Annotated in this window: 14 protein-coding genes; 5 read left to right on the top strand and 9 right to left on the bottom strand. The window is 63.9% G+C overall.

Going from position 1 to position 16,889, the window contains the following annotated elements; translation table 11 throughout:
- Nucleotides 1-107: 107 nt before the first annotated feature.
- The 4 genes from SZ64_RS06960 to trpB are packed head-to-tail and all read right to left on the bottom strand — an operon-like array spanning nucleotide 108 to nucleotide 4,300.
- A complete protein-coding gene (locus SZ64_RS06960; RefSeq protein ID WP_054530153.1) occupies nucleotides 108-1,430 on the bottom strand; it encodes a folylpolyglutamate synthase/dihydrofolate synthase family protein in 1,323 nt (440 codons plus the stop codon).
- A 22-nt stretch (nucleotides 1,431-1,452) separates the two neighbouring features.
- Entirely contained in the window at nucleotides 1,453-2,301 is an 849-nt protein-coding gene (accD, locus tag SZ64_RS06955; RefSeq protein WP_054530152.1) for an acetyl-CoA carboxylase, carboxyltransferase subunit beta, read from the bottom strand.
- On the bottom strand, nucleotides 2,298-3,089 hold the full coding sequence (trpA, locus tag SZ64_RS06950) for a tryptophan synthase subunit alpha (RefSeq protein WP_054530151.1): 792 nt from the start codon (nucleotides 3,087-3,089) through the stop codon (nucleotides 2,298-2,300). Before trpA ends, accD begins: the two co-directional genes overlap by 4 nt.
- A complete protein-coding gene (gene trpB, locus SZ64_RS06945; RefSeq protein WP_054530150.1) occupies nucleotides 3,086-4,300 on the bottom strand; it encodes a tryptophan synthase subunit beta in 1,215 nt (404 codons plus the stop codon). The genes trpA and trpB overlap by 4 nt, the downstream gene beginning before the upstream one ends.
- Before the next feature lie 247 nt (nucleotides 4,301-4,547).
- Between trpB and SZ64_RS06940 the strand changes: the two genes are divergently transcribed.
- A complete protein-coding gene (locus SZ64_RS06940) occupies nucleotides 4,548-5,039 on the top strand; it encodes a hypothetical protein (RefSeq protein ID WP_054530149.1) in 492 nt (163 codons plus the stop codon).
- Between the two features lie 263 nt (nucleotides 5,040-5,302).
- Nucleotides 5,303-5,758, top strand: coding sequence for a hypothetical protein (locus tag SZ64_RS06935; RefSeq protein WP_054530148.1), 456 nt, complete (start codon nucleotides 5,303-5,305; stop codon nucleotides 5,756-5,758).
- An 85-nt stretch (nucleotides 5,759-5,843) separates the two neighbouring features.
- Here the strand turns inward: SZ64_RS06935 and SZ64_RS06930 are convergent, their stop codons facing one another.
- Nucleotides 5,844-6,485, bottom strand: coding sequence for a phosphoribosylanthranilate isomerase (locus SZ64_RS06930; RefSeq protein ID WP_054530147.1), 642 nt, complete (start codon nucleotides 6,483-6,485; stop codon nucleotides 5,844-5,846).
- 57 nt (nucleotides 6,486-6,542) lie between these two features.
- Here SZ64_RS06930 and SZ64_RS06925 point away from each other — a divergent pair, with 57 nt between their 5' ends.
- Complete coding sequence (locus SZ64_RS06925) at nucleotides 6,543-6,962, top strand: DUF4019 domain-containing protein (RefSeq protein WP_082384465.1); 420 nt, start codon at nucleotides 6,543-6,545, stop codon at nucleotides 6,960-6,962.
- Between the two features lie 505 nt (nucleotides 6,963-7,467).
- Here SZ64_RS06925 and pyrF read toward each other — a convergent pair.
- The 3 genes from pyrF to purB form a co-directional block, all read right to left on the bottom strand.
- Nucleotides 7,468-8,142 (bottom strand): orotidine-5'-phosphate decarboxylase, encoded by a 675-nt coding sequence (gene pyrF / locus SZ64_RS06920; RefSeq protein ID WP_054530145.1) that lies wholly within the window; start codon nucleotides 8,140-8,142, stop codon nucleotides 7,468-7,470.
- A 17-nt stretch (nucleotides 8,143-8,159) separates the two neighbouring features.
- On the bottom strand, nucleotides 8,160-8,477 hold the full coding sequence (locus SZ64_RS06915) for a lipopolysaccharide assembly protein LapA domain-containing protein (RefSeq protein ID WP_054530144.1): 318 nt from the start codon (nucleotides 8,475-8,477) through the stop codon (nucleotides 8,160-8,162).
- A 90-nt stretch (nucleotides 8,478-8,567) separates the two neighbouring features.
- On the bottom strand, nucleotides 8,568-9,878 hold the full coding sequence (gene purB, locus SZ64_RS06910; RefSeq protein WP_054530143.1) for an adenylosuccinate lyase: 1,311 nt from the start codon (nucleotides 9,876-9,878) through the stop codon (nucleotides 8,568-8,570).
- A gap of 181 nt (nucleotides 9,879-10,059) precedes the next feature.
- Here purB and SZ64_RS06905 point away from each other — a divergent pair, with 181 nt between their 5' ends.
- Complete coding sequence (locus SZ64_RS06905) at nucleotides 10,060-12,855, top strand: DUF3857 domain-containing protein (RefSeq protein WP_054530142.1); 2,796 nt, start codon at nucleotides 10,060-10,062, stop codon at nucleotides 12,853-12,855.
- A 16-nt stretch (nucleotides 12,856-12,871) separates the two neighbouring features.
- Here the strand turns inward: SZ64_RS06905 and radC are convergent, their stop codons facing one another.
- Nucleotides 12,872-13,564, bottom strand: coding sequence for a DNA repair protein RadC (gene radC / locus SZ64_RS06900; RefSeq protein WP_241772998.1), 693 nt, complete (start codon nucleotides 13,562-13,564; stop codon nucleotides 12,872-12,874).
- Between the two features lie 80 nt (nucleotides 13,565-13,644).
- Here radC and SZ64_RS06895 point away from each other — a divergent pair, with 80 nt between their 5' ends.
- The gene (locus SZ64_RS06895; RefSeq protein WP_054530140.1) at nucleotides 13,645-16,866 is read left to right on the top strand and encodes a YdbH domain-containing protein; all 3,222 of its coding nucleotides are present in this window, start codon (nucleotides 13,645-13,647) and stop codon (nucleotides 16,864-16,866) included.
- The last annotated feature ends 23 nt before the right edge of the window (nucleotides 16,867-16,889 follow it).

Below are 16,889 nucleotides of genomic sequence, written 5' to 3'. Positions count from 1 at the left end.
CGCGGGAATGACGACAATGGAAGTGTGCGCGAGTCCACTGCGCTCTCTGCGTCTCTGCGCGAAAAGAACGGCCTCGCTGAAATCGCTCGCGCGGCGAGCGCCAAACCTCAGTCCGGCACTTCCTCATTCGCTTCCAGCACAACGCCTGCCAGATAGAGCGAACCGGCGATCAGCACGGTGTGCGCACCGGGGGTGAAGCTGGCCAAGGCTTCCTGCACAGTCTGCGCGGGGGCAGCATCGGTAATGCCGAGGGCCTTTGCGGCGGCGGCGATGTCTTCCGGGCTGTGGCAATCGTGGCCGGTGATCGGCACGGTGCGGATCTGGGCGATCATCGGGGCGATGGGCTCCAGAAACTCGCCGATGGGCCGGTTGGCCATCATGCCCATGACGAGGGCGAGGCCGCTGCGCCCGGCCAGCGCGCGCGAAATCGCCTGTGCCGCATCCGGGTTGTGCCCGCCATCGAGGATGAATTCCGCACCGGGAACCAGCGCGGTGATCGGTCCCTCCTTCAGTGCCTGAAGGCGCGCGGGCCAACGGGCATTGACGATGCCTTGTGCCATGGCCTCGGGCGTTACCGCGACTGTGCTCTGGTGGCGCAGCATGGCCACGGCCAGCGCCGCGTTTTCACCCTGATGCTTGCCGTAAAGCGTGGGCAGCGGCAGTTCCAGATCGCCGGCGGCGTCGCGGTAATGCAGCTTGTCGTCCACATGCACGGTCCATTCCTGGCCGCGCATGGCCACGCTGGTGCGCGCTTCCTTGGCAAGGCGGATGACCTGCGCGGTCGCCTCGGGCGGATAGGACATGGTGACGAGCGGCGCGCCAGCGCGGGCGATATGGGCCTTTTCAAAGGCGATGCGGGCCAGCGGATGGGCGGGCGCCACAGGGTCTTCACGCAGCAGGAACGCTTCATGGTCGATCCCCAGCGAGGCGATGCCGCAGGCGACCGGATTTTCCAGCACATTGGTGGCGTCAAACCGCCCGCCAAGGCCCACCTCGATCACGCAGACATCCGCCGGGATGCGCGCGAAGGCGAGGAAAGTGGCGGCGGTGGTCACTTCGAAGAAGCTCGGCCCAAGGTCTTCGCTGGCGTCCAGCACTTCCTTGAGCAGCGAGGCGAGCAGCTTGTCCTCGATCAGCTTGCCGGCCAGCCGGATGCGTTCGTTATAGCGCACCAGATGCGGCTTGGTGGCGGTGTGGACCGTCAGCCCCTGTGCTTCCAGCATGTAGCGCAGATAGGTGCAGGTCGAACCCTTGCCGTTGGTGCCCGCGACATGGAACGTGGGCGGCAGGTGCTTCTGCGGATCGCCGATGCGCTTCAGGATTTCGCGGATCGTCTCAAGGCCGAAGCGGCCCTGAGGCAGGGTAAGGGCGGCGAGCCGGTCAAGCTCCCGCTGGACCTCAGGATCTTCCGAGGTAGCGAAATCGCGCATCTGCTATGTCCTGCGAAGTGGCTCAGGCGGCCTTGGCCGGGGTCAGGTAATCGAGCAGAGTGGCCAGCGTGGCGCGCAGATCCTTGCGCTCCACCACCATGTCCACCATGCCGTGTTCGTGCAGATATTCCGCGCGCTGGAACCCTTCGGGCAGCTTTTCGCGGATCGTTTCCTGAATCACGCGCTGGCCCGCAAAGGCGATCAGCGCGCCTGGTTCGGCAATATGGATGTCGCCCAGCATGGCGTAGCTGGCAGTGACGCCGCCCGTGGTCGGATCGGCCAGCACCACGATATAGGGCAGGCCCGCTTCCTTCAGGCGGCGGGTCATCACAGTCGCCTTGGGCATCTGCATAAGGCTGAGAATGCCTTCCTGCATGCGGGCGCCGCCAGCAGCGGTAACCACGACATAGGCGCATTTCTCGGCCAGGGCCTTCTCGGCACCGGCACAGAAGGCTGCGCCCACGGCCATGCCCATGGAACCGCCCATGAAGCCGAAATCCTGCACGCCCACCACGGCCTTGCGCCCTTCGATCCGCCCGGAAGCGGCAGTGAAGGCATCGGCATGGGGCGAGTTGGCGCGGGCCGCCTTGAGGCGATCGGTATAACGCTTGGAATCCCGGAACTTCAGCGGGTCTTCCTTCACCTTGGGCGCGGGCAGCAGCTTGAAGCCTTCGTCCAGAATCTGCGCCAGGCGGGCATCGGCGCCGATGCGGCCATGGTGGCCACAGCGCGGGCAGACGCTGAGGTTCGCCTCATATTCCTGCGTGAACAGCATTTCCCCGCAGCCGGGGCATTTCACCCACAGATTGTCGGGAGATTCGCGCTTGTTGCCGAAGGGCAGGGCGTTGCGGACGCGGGAAAGCCAGCTCATGCGACTGTTTCTCGTGCATTATGGACCGCCTTGGCAAGCGCGGCGGTCAGTTCCTTGAGCGGCGCGGCGGCTTCTTCGCCATGAGCCGCGACGATATCGATGAAGGCAGAGCCGACCACGACGCCATCGGCCACGCGGGCAATCGCCTCGGCCTGTTCGGGCGTGCGCACGCCGAAGCCGACCGCCACGGGCAGGTCAGTCGCCGCCTTGAGGCGGGATACGGCCTGTTCGATGGAATCGAGCGCCGCCTGCTGCTTGCCGGTGATCCCGGCGACAGAGACGTAATAGAGGAACCCGCCCGACCCTTCGAGCACGGCGGGAAGGCGCGCTGCATCGGTAGTGGGAGTGGCAAGGCGGATCATGTTGAGGCCTGCACCGCGCAATTGCGGGCCAAGCTCTGCATCTTCCTCGGGTGGAATGTCGACGCAGATCACGCCGTCCACGCCGGCCTTGGCGGCCTCGGCCGCAAACCAGTCCGCACCGCGATGGATCATCGGATTGGCATAGCCCATCAGGACCAGCGGCACTTCGGGATGACGCGCACGGAAGCCCGCAGCGAGGGCGAGAACATCCGCCGTGGTCGTGCCCTTGGCCAGCGAACGCAGGTTCGCAGCCTGAATCGCCGGGCCATCGGCCATGGGATCGGTGAAGGGCATGCCCAGTTCGATCACATCGGCGCCACCTGCGACCAGCGCATCGAGATTGGCGGCGGTATCGCCGTCACCGGCAGTGATGAAGCAGACGAGGGCGGGGTGGCCCTTTCCGAATGCGGTTGCAAAGCGGCTCATATCTTGGCCCCCAGCGCATCGGCCACGGTATAGATGTCCTTGTCGCCCCGGCCGGAGACATTGACCAGAATGATCTGGTCCTTGCCATATTCCTTCGCCACCTTGGGCAGGGCCGCCAGCGCGTGGGAGCTTTCCAGCGCGGGAATGATACCTTCCAGCTTGCAGCAAAGCTGGAACGCCTCCAGCGCTTCGTCATCGTTGATCGGGAGATACTTCACCCGCCCGATGTCGTGCAGCCAGCTATGTTCCGGCCCGATGCCCGGATAATCCAGCCCGGCGCTGATCGAGTGCGCCTCGATGATCTGGCCGTCCTCGTCCTGCAGCAGATAGGTCTTGTTGCCGTGAAGGATGCCAGGTGCGCCGCCCGTCAGGCTGGCGGCGTGCTTGTCCGTATCCACGCCGTGGCCGCCCGCTTCGACGCCCATCATTGCCACGTCGGGATCGTCGAGGAAGGGGTGGAACAGGCCGATCGCATTCGATCCGCCGCCCACGGCTGCCAGCAGCAGGTCGGGCAAGCGGCCCGTGCGTTCCAGCATCTGGGCGCGGGCTTCCTTGCCGATCACGCTCTGGAAATCGCGGACCAGTTCCGGATAGGGGTGCGGGCCGGCGGCAGTGCCGATGATGTAGAATGTGTCATGCACATTGGCGACCCAGTCGCGCAGTGCCTCGTTCATCGCATCCTTCAGCGTCTTGGCGCCCGATTCCACCGGGACAACTTCGGCGCCCAGCAGCTTCATGCGGAACACGTTGGGCTGCTGGCGGGCCACGTCGGTGGAGCCCATGTAGATCACGCAGGGTAGGCCGAAGCGCGCGCAGACGGTGGCCGTGGCCACGCCGTGCTGGCCCGCGCCGGTTTCCGCGATGATCCGCGTTTTGCCCATGCGGATGGCCAGCAGGATCTGGCCGATGCAATTGTTGATCTTGTGCGCGCCGGTGTGATTCAGTTCCTCGCGCTTGAACCAGATCTGTGCGCCGCCGAAGTGCTCCGTCAGCCGCTCTGCGAAATAGAGCGGGCTGGGGCGGCCCACATAATGGGCCATCAGGTTGTCGAACTCGGCCTTGAAGGCGGGGTCCGCCTTGGCTGCGCGATATTCCTTCTCCAGATCGAGGATGAGCGGCATCAGCGTTTCGGCGACATAGCGGCCGCCGAACTGGCCGAAGTGCCCGCGCTCGTCAGGCTGGGTGCGGAATGAGTTGGCTAGGTCTGTCATATCCGCCGCGCCGATTGGCAGAGAGGTATGCGCAAGTCCAGAGTTTTGGCGCATCCAAGCGGGGGCTGCACTTTCAGGCAAGTGTCCGCTTGCAACAGCGGTGTTGCAATATTGTTTCACCAGTTTAGCCAAACTGCACAGACTGACATTCGTCATATTGCTCTGCCTGCCGCGCCGACTATGGGGGCGCCCCCTCCTCGGGAAAGTACCGCCACAAGAGCGGCCGGGGGGATGCAAGGAGAATAAAATGAACAAGTTTGCGTTTGCCGCCGCTTTCGGTCTGGCGTCGGCCGTTCTGGCAACTCCCGCTTTCGCTCAGGACGAAGCTGCCAATGCGAATGAAATCCGCGTGGAAGGCCGCGCCGGTTACTTCTGGGGCCAGGGCTTTGACGATGCGACGCTCGGCGTTGCCGCTGGCTATGACCTCGCCCTGGGCGATCTCGCTTTCGCCGGCGCTGAAGTTTCGGCCGACAAGATCCTGACCGACGGCACCAAGGTTTCCTTCGGCGTTTCGGGCCGCCTTGGCCTCAAGACCAACGAAACCGGCAAGTTCTACGTCACCGGCGGCTGGAACAGCGAACCGTGCGACGCTTGCACCGGCGCATGGAACGTCGGCCTGGGCCTGCAGCAGGGCATCACCGGCAACTTCTACGCCAAGGGCGAATTCCGCCACATCATGGCTGAAAGCAATGGCGGCACCTACGAAACCGCGCTGTTCGGCGTCGGCATGAACTTCTGATCCCATCGGGATTTCGAAGCTTTCAAGAAGGGGTGGCCTGAAAAGGCCGCCCCTTTTTTCATGCGCGCGAGGGAGGCGCGCGCGGACGCGGCTGCCGGCCAGAACCTCATAACATTACGCGCGGATGAATGAATATGTTGCGTAAGTGCAACATGATTCTGACACGATGGAATATCTGAACGCCAAGTTCATTTGGGCGACAGGATGCGGTTCCTAGCTACCGGCTCGTCCCTTGCGAGGGGCTGAATTGAAGGAGATTACCTATGCGTCGTGTTGTTCTCACCCTGGCTGCCGTTGCAGCCTCTGCTGCTGTGGCTTCGCCTGCTTTCGCCAACGAAGCACGCGTCGAAGCGCGCGGTGGCGTGATCTGGGGCGGCGGCGATGAAGAAGCGACCGCCGGCATTGCCGCGGGCTACGATTTCGACCTCGGCAGCACCGCCTTCGCGGGTGTCGAAGTGTCCGCCGACAAGGCTCTGGCAGGCGGCGCCGACATCGGCGTGGGCTTCACCGGCCGTCTGGGCGTGAAGGCTTCGGAAGCCACCAAGCTCTACGTCGATGGCGGCTACACCATCACTGACGGCGAAGACACCCCGCACCTTGGCGCGGGCGTTGAACAGATGTTCGGCAAGAGCCTCTACGGCAAGGTCTACTACCGTCACAACTTCAGCGATTTCACTGACACCGACACGGTCGGCGTCGGCGTTGGCGTGAAGTTCTGATCCGGGTCAACCGGTTCTAAATAGGGAAGGGCGGTCCGGTAACGGGCCGCCCTTTTCATTTGCGCGAGGGAGTTTTCCGTTCCCCTCAGGCCGCCCGCGCGGCCTTGCAGAAAGCCGCGATTTTCTCTGCGTCCTTCACTCCCGGTGCGCTTTCCACACCGGAGGACGTGTCGACCAGCGGCGCATGGGTGGTGCAGATCGCTTCACCGACATTGAGCGGGTTAAGACCGCCCGCCAGCCCCCACGGCGTCGGCCCACGATAGAGCGCGAGCAACGACCAGTCGAAGGCCAGCCCCATGCCGCCCGGCAGGGCGCCCTTGGGCGTCTTGGCATCGAACAGAATGAAGTCCGCCACGTCGCGATAGGCGGTGGCCATGCCGACATCCCGTCCGGCCGCCACGGGAAGAACCTTCCACACGGGCAGGCCAAAACGGGTCTTCACTTCCGCCACGCGTTCTGGCGTTTCGGCGCCGTGAAGCTGGAGAATGTCTATCTTCCCGGCCGCCGCCGCCTCGGCAATCGTATGGTCGTCCGCATCCACGAACAGGCCGACCTTGGAGATGCTGCTACCGGCCAGCGCGCCCAGCTTTGCCGCATCTGCCAGCGGCAGGAACCGCGGTGAGGGTGGATAGAAATTGAACCCTACATAGTCCGCACGCGCGGCGATGGTCGCCTCCAGCGTCTGCGGCGTAGTGATTCCACATATCTTGATTGAAACTCTTGTCATTATCGGCCCGTTTTGGAACTCTCGCTGTGCCTATTGCACAGGTGGGGGGAAGAAAGAATGGCTGCAAGATTGCGCCTGGCGTTTGCCTTATCGCTGGCTCTGCTGGCCGCGGCATGCGGCGTGAAGGAAAATATGGAGCTTGCCGGGCAGGAAGTTGAGAGCTTCCACTCCCAGTACGACAAGCAGGATTATCCGGCGATCTGGCGCACCACCTCGCGAGAGTTCCGCAAGGTCACAACCGAAAAGGACTTCGAGCGACTGCTGGTGGCCATTCGCACCAAGCTGGGCGCGGTGAAATCGAGCGAGCAATCCGGGTGGCAGGCCAATACGAATAACGGCGTCTCCACCGTGGTGATCAATACCAAGACCAGCTTTGAGAAAGGCGATGGGATCGAGACCTTCACCTTCGTGAAGGAGGGCGAGGGGCTGAAGCTGCTGGGCTACAACATCAATTCCGATGCGCTGATCTATAATTGAGGGTGCGCGGATTTGGGGCCATGCGATTTGCGAGCCTTAAACCTGTGAGACGGTCGCTCCTGATCGCCTTTGGAATATTAGTTTCAGGTTGCAGTCCACGGACCGGTGACACACTCGTTGATCGCGTCGTCTCGGAAGTCGCGCCGTTCGGTAATTGCCTCCTCGTCGGCCAGACAAAAATCTTTGTGACGGACGAAAGCGGGCCGCCTGCCATGTTGAATCCGGGGTCGTTCGAAAATCCCGAAGCGCGGGAGGCAGCGGCAAGCCGGGCCCAGCCATGGCAAGAAACGCCATATCCGGAGCCCCGGCTTTTCGGTTCGGGTTCACTCGCCAGTTGCTCGACAAGGGTGAACGCGCCGGTCTACGCCGACACTTTCGCCTTCGTCTCCTATAGTTCCCCAAGGGGTGTAATCGGGGCCTATGCTTTCAGGCGCAGCGGCTCGGATTGGCGCATCGTAGAAAAAGTGCGTTTGGGTTTCTGGTAAGGCAGGCTGCGTCAGGGTCCTTAAAGCGTCGCTTCAATCGCCCGCGCGGCTTCCACCGGATCTTCCGCGCGGCTGATCGGCCGGCCGACCACCAGCACGCTGGCGCCGTCGTCGCGCGCCTCGCGCGGGGTGACGATGCGCTTCTGGTCGCCCTTGTGGCCATCGGGCAGGCGCAGGCCGGGGACTACGAAGAAGCCGTTTTTCCACTGTTTATGGACCGAGCCGACTTCCTGGCCGGAGCAGACAATCCCGTCCAGCCCGGCCTTTTCCGCCAGTTCTGCCAGGCGCATCACCTGATCGTGCGGGGTGCCGGATACGCCGGTGCGCATCAGGTCGTTCTCGTCGAGGCTGGTGAGCATGGTGACGGCCACGACTTTCGTGTTCTCGCCCGCCGCGGCCTTGGCATCTTCCATCATCGCGCGTCCGCCGCTGGCATGGATGGTGACGATGGCCGGTTCCAGCACGTGAATGGCCTGCATCGCGCCCGCCACAGTGTTCGGGATGTCATGCAGCTTGAGATCGAGGAAGATCGGCAGGCCGACATGAGCCAGTTCGTGCACGCCGTGATGGCCATGCGCACAGAAGAATTCCAGCCCCAGCTTCAGCCCGCCAATATGGGATTTCACCCGCTCGGCCAGCGCCTTCGCGGCATCGAGTTGTGGCAGGTCGAGTGCAAGATAGACTGGATTGCTCAAAGGGGCCTCTCGTCAGTTCACTCCGGCTTGAAGCCGGTATTTTCGGGGGCGGGATCGGCGGGATCGTCGCCCTTGGAAGTGTTTGCCGTCACCGCGTTGCGCACGGCGGTTTCCAGCGAAGTGATCCGGCGGCGCAACTGCCAGCGTGTGCCGCGATGCAGCAGCCACAGCGGCAGGAACCCCACCAGGAAGGAAATGATCACCAGAACCGGCAGCTTCGTTTCGATCAGGATGTCTTCCCAGATCTTCACTTCCACAACCTTCCAGTTGTTTACGGTGAAGACCAGCAGGATGATCGCTACCACGACCCAGATGATCGTGCGGATGATGTTCATGTCCGCGGTCTCCTATTCCTTGGCTCTTGGCCTGACCCTTTGTTCGGGGCGGAGGCTAGGCGGGATCGCCTGCGAAGGAAAGCCGCAACCTCAGCCGAAGACGCGTTCGAACAGCTTGTCCACCTGCGCGAAGTGATAGCCGAGGTCGAATTTCTCTTCGAGCTGCGCGGGCGTCAACGCGGCGGCGACCTGCGGATCGGCCTTGAGCAGTTCCAGCAGCGACAGCGCGCCGTCCGATTCCCACACCTTCATCGCATTGCGCTGGACGAGGGCATAGGCATCCTCGCGGCTGATCCCGGCCTGCGTCAGAGCCAGCAGCACACGCTGCGAGTGGACGAGGCCGCCCATCCGGTCGAGATTCTTCTGCATCCGCTCGGGGTAGATCAGCAGCTTGTCGACCACGCCGGTGAGGCGGGCGAGCGAGAAATCGAGCGCGATGGTTGCGTCCGGGCCGATGTAACGTTCGACAGAAGAGTGGGAGATGTCCCGCTCGTGCCACAGGGCAACGTTTTCCAGCGCCGGCATGGCATAGGAACGGATCATGCGCGCCTGCCCGGTAAGGTTTTCGGTGAGCACCGGATTGCGCTTGTGCGGCATCGCGCTGGAACCCTTCTGGCCGGGCGAGAAATATTCTTCCGCCTCCAGCACTTCGGTGCGCTGCAGGTGGCGGATTTCCACGGCAAGGCGCTCGATCGAGCTGGCGATCACGGCCAGCACCGAGAAGAACATCGCATGCCGGTCGCGCGGGATCACCTGAGTGGAGATCGTTTCCGGCTTGAGGCCCAGCTTGGCGGCGACATGTTCTTCCACCGACGGATCGATATTGGCGAAAGTGCCGACCGCACCGGAAATGGCGCAGGTGGCGATTTCCTCACGCGCGGCCACGAGGCGGGCGCGGCAGCGGTCGAACTCGGCATAGGCCTGCGCCAGCTTGAGGCCGAAGGTGGTCGGCTCGGCATGGATGCCGTGGCTGCGGCCGATGGTGGGCGTATACTTGTGTTCTTCAGCGCGGCGCTTGAGCGCGGCCAGCAATTCGTCGAGATCGGCCAGCAGCAGGTCGGAAGCGCGGGCAAGCTGCAAGGCAAGGGTGGTGTCCAGCACGTCGGAGCTGGTCATGCCCTGGTGCATGAAGCGGGCTTCGTCGCCCACCTGTTCCGCCACCCAGGTGAGGAAAGCGATCACGTCATGCTTGGTGACGGCCTCGATCGCGTCGATGGCGGCAACGTCGATGGCCGGGTTGGTGGCCCACCAATCCCACAGTGCCTTGGCGGCGCTGGCGGGCACGACGCCCAGTTCGCCCAGCTTCTCGGTCGCATGGGCTTCGATTTCGAACCAGATGCGGAACTTCGCTTCCGGCTCCCAGATCGCGACCATTGCGGGGCGGGCGTAACGGGGGACCATGGACAACTCCGGGCTTTGACTGTGAAACTCTTGCCCGGGCGGCTAGGCGCAGTGCCCCGATTTGGCAAGTCTGGGCCGTTGCGCGCTCAGCACCGATCCGCACCAGCTTGCGATTGCGGAGCGGCTGGTGCTCTGCCAGAATCGTGCAGGAACGCCCTGCGGGGCGAAACGGGGAGAATATATGTCACGCGCGAGCCGGTTCGGCCTGATTACGGTTCTGTTGTGCAGCGCAGCCCCCGTGCTGGCAGGGGAAGACCCGCTTTATCAGGCCGCGCCCGCCTGGGTCGAACCGATTGCGCTGACCGATGCAGACATGGCCGGCGGCCCCGCGATCCTGCTGGCTGACGTACAGAAGCGGCTCGATGGTGCGAAAGTGTGGGACTACCGCGATTTCGCCTTCCGCATCGACAGCCCCGATTCGCTCGCCAGCGCGGGTACGCTTTCGGCATCGTGGATTCCCGACAAGGGCGATCTCATCGTCAACCGCGTAGAGATAGTGCGCGGCGGCGAAGTGGTGGACGTGCTGGCACAGGGCGCGCGCTTCACCGTATTGCGGCGCGAGGCTCAACTGGAACAGCGCTCGATCAACGGGGTGCTCACGGCCACTCTGGCCGTGCCGGGCCTGCGCGTGGGCGATGTGCTGCGCGTGGCCTACACCACGGTGCAGGCCGATCAGGCGCTGGGCAACAAGGTCCAGTCAATCGACAGCCTGCCGGTGGCGCCTCTTCAGGTGGGGCACAGCCGGGTGCGGGTGTCCTGGCCACAGGATGAGGCTGTGCAATGGCGTGCTGGCCCGGGGGTGCAGGATGTGGAGCCGGTGGAAGCCGGAGGCTACAAGGTGCTCGACATCGAACTGCCGCTGGCGGAAATGGACGAAGTGCCGGCCGATGCGCCCCTGCGCTTCCGCCGCCCGCCCTTGCTGCAGATAGGCAGCTTTTCCGGTTGGCAGGACGTTTCGAAAACACTGGCCCCGCATTTTACCACTGAAGGTTCGATTGACCCCAAGGGCGAGATCGCGGCGAAGACCGACGCGATCATGAAGAAGACGCGTGATCCACTGGAACGCGCTGCAGCCGCGTTGCGCATCGTGCAGGATGATGTGAGCTATCTCGCCAATGGCCTCGATGGCGGGAATTACCTGCCGCAGAAGCCGGAAGAGACGTGGCAACTGCGTTATGGCGACTGCAAGGCCAAGTCTTTGCTGTTGCTGGCGATGTTGCGCCGGATGGGCATTTCGGCCGAGGTGGTGGTGGTCCACAGCACGTCGGGCGATGCGGCGCCCGATCTGCTGCCCATGCCTGCCGACTTCGATCACATGATCGTGCGCGCCACGATTGAGGGTGAGGATTACTGGCTGGACGGCACTGCTTCGGGAACGAGGCTTTCCAATATCGGGGAGGTTCCCCCCTTCCGCTATGCCCTGCCGATCGACCCCAAGGGTTCCGACCTGGTGGCGATGGTGCAGCGGCCCCTGACCACGCCTGACCGGACGCTGGACCTCACGCTGGATCAATCCGCCGGGGTGGATCTTCCGTCGCTCTATTCCGCGCGGATCGAACTGACCGGAGGGCTGGGCGCGATGATCCGTTCGCTGGTCGCGCAGCCGGACGCGACCTATCAGAGCGCCTTCGTGGACAACCTGATGGACAAGCTGGTCGCCGAAGGCAGCCTGCTGGACTATTCGGTGACCTATGACGAGGACAATGCCCATGCGGTGATTACCGCATCCGGCATCACTGCGCCGATGTGGACATTCGAACGTGGGATCGCGCGCGAATATCTGCCCGCCATGCCTTCCAGCGATTTTGCCTTTGCGCCGGACCGGGCGCGCAAGGCGTGGCGCGATATTCCCGTGCAGATGGCCGGACCCTATGGCTTCCGTACCAGGCTGAAGCTGATTCTGCCCGAAGGGGGCGAGGGCTACGAAGTGCGCGGCCGCGAAGTCGTGGACATGGAAATCGCCGGAACGCGCATCAAGCGCGAGGCTCTGCTGAACAAGGGTACGCTCTCGGTGGACGAGGAAGTCGTCTCCAGGCTGATGGAAGTGGCGCCTGCCGACGTGACCGCCGAAAAGGCCAAGGCCGCGCGCTTTGCCGCCGGCAAGCTGAGCCTGCGCGCGCCTGAAACGGCGAAGCGTCAGTGGGAATTGTCCGACAAGGACCGTGCGAAGCTGGCACCGATTGAAGATGCCTATGCGGCGCTGATCGCCAAGGATCCCGATTCGGCGCGGCCCTATTTCGACCGGGCCTTGTTCCGCAGCGGCATTCTCGACTGGGACGGGGCGCTTGCGGACATCGATCAGGCCATCGCGCTGGAGCCGACTTCGGCTGCGTGGTTCAGCCGGGCCAATCTGCTCGCCAGGCTGGGCCGGCTGGACGAATCGCTCGAAGCTGTCCGCAAGGCATTCGAAATCGACCCGACGCCCGAAAACGCGCTGGCCGAAGCGCAGGCCATGGCTGAAATCGGCGATGTCGGCGAAGCGCTGGACCTCGTCGATACCTATGAGGACGACTTCGAAGACCACTTTGCCGCAATCGTGGTGAAGGCGAATCTGCTGGGCATGTCGGGTAAGGCGGAACAGGGCCTGCAATTGCTCGACAAGTTGCTGGTGGAACGGCCGGGTGATCCCGAAGTCCTGAACAATCTGTGCTGGCACATGGGCGTGTGGCAGGTGCGTGAAGATGCGATGCTGGCCCAATGTACCAAGGCAGTGGAAGGCGGCGGCTGGTCGCCCCCCGTGCTCGATAGCCGGGCGATGGCCTATTTCCGGCTTGGCCGGATGGAAGAGGCGCTGACCGACCTTAACGCCGCGCTCAGCGGACAGCCGGGCTTTGCCAATTCGCTGTACATGCGCGGCATCGTCCGTTCGAAACTCGGCGACAAGGACGGGGTGAAGGACGTGGCCATGGCACTGCGGCTCAATCCCGGCCTGAAGGCGATGTATGCCAGGTTCGGTATCGAGGCGCCGGTAAGCTGACTGCCTTTCGGGCCGTTCAGATCAGGCCCTTGGCCTTGAGCGAGACATGCCCTTCGCGCCCGATGATGACGTGATCGTGCACCACGATCCCCAATAGCCGTCCGGCTTCCGCGATGCGGTTGGTGATCTGGATGTCGGCCCGGCTCGGCTCGGGCGATCCGGAGGGATGGTTGTGGACCAGGATCAGGGCTGTGGCGCCGATGTCCAGCGCGCGGCGGATCACTTCACGCGGATGGATCGCGGCCTCGTCTATTGAGCCGTCGCCCACATGATCGTCGAGGATCAGCATGTTCTGCGTGTTCAGGTAGAGCACTCGCACGCGCTCCACCGTCAGATGGGCCATGTCGATCCGCAGATAGTCGATCAGGGCCTGCCAGCTTCCCAGCACGGGCTGTTCGCGCACCTGCTGGCGGGCAAGGCGCCGCGCCGCGAGGGCCACGATCCGGATAGCGGCGGCAGAACTTTCGCCCATTTGCGGATGCTCGGCCAGAACGCGCGCATCGGCGTTGAGTACCGCAGCCAACGATCCGAATCGCCGGATCAGCGATTTGGCGATCGGCTTGGTGTCGATCCGGGGGCGGGCGGTCATCAGGAGGTATTCGATCACCTCGTGATCGGCCAGCGCATCGTCCCCGCCTTCCAGCAGGCGCTGGCGCAGGCGGGCGCGGTGCCCGGCCGAATCCCTGCTGCTGTCGCTGTCCCCGGCCAAGCGCCAAATCCCCCTTGCGGGCGTTCATCCCGCGTGCAGTGCATTGCCTTTAGCCGTGCTTGCGCGCAAGTGTGGGGACGATGGCGGAGCAGATAGAGGAACCGGGCGAAGAAGCAGAAGCCCCCGCTCCGCGCCGTCGCAAGACCAAGCGGCGCGTGGCGGGCCTGTTAGCCGTGCTCCTGGCCACGGCGGGAATTGTCGTCTGGACCTCGCGGGAACGGCTGGCGGACGATTTCATCACCGGCCAGCTCGAAAAGCTCGGCGTCAAGGCAACCTACAAGATCGAATCGATCGGCCCCCAGCGGCAGGTCATCACGAATATTGTGGTGGGCGATCCTGCCCGGCCGGACCTGACGGTTGAACGGATTGAAGTCACGCTGGAGCCTCGCTTTCCGCTGCTTCATCTTGGCAAGGTCAAGGTGGTGCGGCCGCGGCTCTTCGGAAGCTATCGCGACAGCAAGCTGAGCTTCGGTGCACTGGATAGACTGCTGTTCGAGCAGAAATCGAAAGAGCCGTTCAGCTTCCCGGATATGGAACTGGAACTGGTCGACGGCCGGGCCTTGCTGGAAAGCGATTACGGCCCGGTTGGCTTCAAGGCGCAGGGCAGCGGGAATCTGCGCGGGGGCTTTGCGGGGATTCTTGCCGCCAATGCTCCCCGGCTGGAGGCTGAAGGCTGTATCGCCACGGGCGCGACCCTGTACGGCAAGGTGACGATAGATGCGGAACGGCCCGGATTTTCCGGCCCGCTGCGGCTGGGCGCGCTGGATTGTACGGGTAATGGGGCAGGGCTGCGTGATCTGGCAGTCACGCTCGATACGCGGATCGACCGCACGCTGGACGGCGTGGAAGGCAAGGCAGCGCTGGCAGGCAAGAGCTTCGCGCTGGGCGAGAACCGGCTGAACGGACTTGATGGGACGAGCAGGTTCACCTGGCGCAAGAATGCGCTGACGGCTGAGTACGAACTGGGCTTCGGCGCTTTGCATACGGCCCAGCTGGCGCTCGATTCGCTTGCCCTGGAAGGATCCGCACGCACCCGCGAGGGGATCGACCGGGTGGAGGTGCAGGCAAACCTTGAAGGCACGGGTCTGCGCCCAGGTTCGGCGTTGGACACAGCGCTGGTCGATGCAGCAAAATCGGCAGAGGGCACGTTGCTTGGCCCGATGCTGGCGAACATTCGTGATGCACTGGCGCGGGAAGGGCGGGCCAGCAATCTCGCCGCAGAAATGACCTTGCGCAAGACCGGCTCGATGCTCTCCGCTGTGGTGCCGCAGGCCCGGATTCGCGGATCGAGCGGAGCGACACTGCTGGCATTGTCGCGCCTGCAACTCGCCAGTGACGGGCAGGGCGGCGCGCCGCGCTTTTCGGGCAATTTCGTCACCGGCGGCGCCGGAATTCCCCAGATCAGCGGGCGAATGGAAAGCAACGGCGGTCGCGGCGCGGCCGAACTGCGGATGCGCATGGCGCGCTATTCCGCGGGCGGCGGCAGCCTCGAACTGCCGGAACTGACTGTCGCGCAGGGGGCGAACGGGACTTTGGCGTTTTCTGGCCGCGCGCTGGCCAGTGGCGCAATTCCCGGAGGCTCGGCGCAGGGGCTGGTGGTGCCGTTCAGCGGCAACTGGTCAGCGGGGCAGGGCCTTGCTGTCTGGCGTGGCTGCACGACGATAGGCTTTGAGAGCCTGTCGCTCGCCAGCCTCACGCTGGAAGGCAGGACGCTGCAGCTTTGCCCGCCCACCGGCAGCGCTATCCTGCGCAGCGACAAGGCCGGCGTTCGTGTCGCCGCTGGAGTGCCCTCGCTCGATCTGTCCGGGAAGCTGGGCGATACGCCATCGCAGCTCCGATCCGGCGCGGTCGGCTTTGCCTGGCCGGGCACGCTGGTAGCCAATAATGTCGACGTGACCATGGGCGCGGACGACGCACCCACCCGCTTCCGTCTCACGCAGGTCGATGCCCGCATCGCTGACGAGATCGCCGGCAGCTTCTCCGGCACCGATGCGAAGCTCTTCGCCGTGCCGCTCGATCTGCTGGAAGCCTCGGGCAAATGGCGCTTTGCCGATGGGAGGCTGGACTTGAGCGAGGGCGCTTTCCGCCTCGTCGACCGCCAAGCCCCCGGGCGGTTCGAGCCGCTGATGGCACGCGATGCCACTCTGTCGCTCGTGGATAATCGCATCACTGCTAATGCCGTGCTGCGCGAACCCAAGAGCGACCGCGAGGTAACGGCGGCCAATATCGTCCACGATCTGATCAGTGGTGTCGGCCATGCCGATCTCGACATTCCGGCGCTAGTCTTCGATCAGGCAATGCAGCCCGATACGCTGACCGGCCTCGCGCTGGGTCTCGTCGCCAATGCGGATGGCACGATCACTGGCAAGGGCCGGATCGACTGGAACCCGGACACGGTGACCAGCAGCGGCAAGTTTTCGACCGACAACTTCGACTTCGCCGCTGCCTTTGGTCCGGTGCAAGGCGTGTCCGGCACAATCGAGTTCACTGATCTGCTCGGCATGGTCACGGCGCCGAACCAGGTTCTGCACATCCGCTCATTCAACCCCGGCATCGAGGTGGAGAGCGGCGAGATGCGTTATGAGATTCGGCCCAACCAGACCATGGTGATCCACGGTGGGCGCTGGCCGTTCATCGGCGGCGCGCTGGTGCTGGAGCCGGCCGTAATTCACATGGCCCAGGCGGAAGACCGGCGTTTTGCCCTCCAGCTCGAAGGGGTGGACGCTGCCCAGTTCATCGAACGTATGGAACTGGCGAATATCTCGGCCTCTGGCACGTTCGATGGCCGGGTGCCGCTGGTGTTCGATGAGAATGGCGGCCGGATCGAAGGCGGTTCGCTCACCTCGCGTCTGCCGGGCGGTAACGTCTCCTATGTCGGCAAGTTGACCTATGAGGACATGAACCCGTTTGCCAATTACGCCTTCGATGCGCTCAAATCGCTCGACTACAAGCAGATGGACATCGCACTGAACGGCTCGCTCACTGGCGAAATCGTCACTCAGGTGCGGTTCGACGGCATCCGGCAGGGCGCGGGCACGTCGCAGAACATCCTCACGAAGCAGATCGCCAAGCTGCCGATCCGGTTCAACGTGAACATCCACGCACCGTTCTATCAGCTCATCGGCAGCTTCAAGTCGATGTACGATCCGGCCCTGACCCGCAATCCGCGCGACCTGGGCCTGATCGATGCGGACGGCAACATAATCCAGAACCCGACCCTCAAGCCTCCGGTACCGGGGGCGGACGACCTTCCGGATGATGAATCCGGCATTCAGCACCCAGAAAGTGAGCCAGTGCCATGAAGTCCCCGAAATTGACCTCCCCG

It is taken from the genome of Erythrobacter sp. SG61-1L (assembly GCF_001305965.1).
Classification (GTDB): domain Bacteria; phylum Pseudomonadota; class Alphaproteobacteria; order Sphingomonadales; family Sphingomonadaceae; genus Andeanibacterium.
Note: the sequence above shows the minus strand (reverse complement) of the source record. Positions and strands in the feature narration are given on the sequence as shown.

Bases quoted from the DNA above. Each gene is read 5' to 3' on its own strand.
- SZ64_RS06940 (WP_054530149.1), top strand. From the start codon at position 4,548: ATGAACAAGTTTGCGTTTGCCGCCGCTTTCGGTCTGGCGTCGGCCGTT.
- SZ64_RS06935 (WP_054530148.1), top strand. From the start codon at position 5,303: ATGCGTCGTGTTGTTCTCACCCTGGCTGCCGTTGCAGCCTCTGCTGCT.
- purB (WP_054530143.1), bottom strand. From the start codon at position 9,878: ATGGTCCCCCGTTACGCCCGCCCCGCAATGGTCGCGATCTGGGAGCCG.
- SZ64_RS06905 (WP_054530142.1), top strand. From the start codon at position 10,060: ATGTCACGCGCGAGCCGGTTCGGCCTGATTACGGTTCTGTTGTGCAGC.
- SZ64_RS06925 (WP_082384465.1), top strand. From the start codon at position 6,543: ATGGCTGCAAGATTGCGCCTGGCGTTTGCCTTATCGCTGGCTCTGCTG.
- SZ64_RS06930 (WP_054530147.1), bottom strand. From the start codon at position 6,485: ATGACAAGAGTTTCAATCAAGATATGTGGAATCACTACGCCGCAGACG.
- trpA (WP_054530151.1), bottom strand. From the start codon at position 3,089: ATGAGCCGCTTTGCAACCGCATTCGGAAAGGGCCACCCCGCCCTCGTC.
- SZ64_RS06915 (WP_054530144.1), bottom strand. From the start codon at position 8,477: ATGAACATCATCCGCACGATCATCTGGGTCGTGGTAGCGATCATCCTG.
- SZ64_RS06960 (WP_054530153.1), bottom strand. From the start codon at position 1,430: ATGCGCGATTTCGCTACCTCGGAAGATCCTGAGGTCCAGCGGGAGCTT.
- accD (WP_054530152.1), bottom strand. From the start codon at position 2,301: ATGAGCTGGCTTTCCCGCGTCCGCAACGCCCTGCCCTTCGGCAACAAG.
- SZ64_RS06895 (WP_054530140.1), top strand. From the start codon at position 13,645: ATGGCGGAGCAGATAGAGGAACCGGGCGAAGAAGCAGAAGCCCCCGCT.
- trpB (WP_054530150.1), bottom strand. From the start codon at position 4,300: ATGACAGACCTAGCCAACTCATTCCGCACCCAGCCTGACGAGCGCGGG.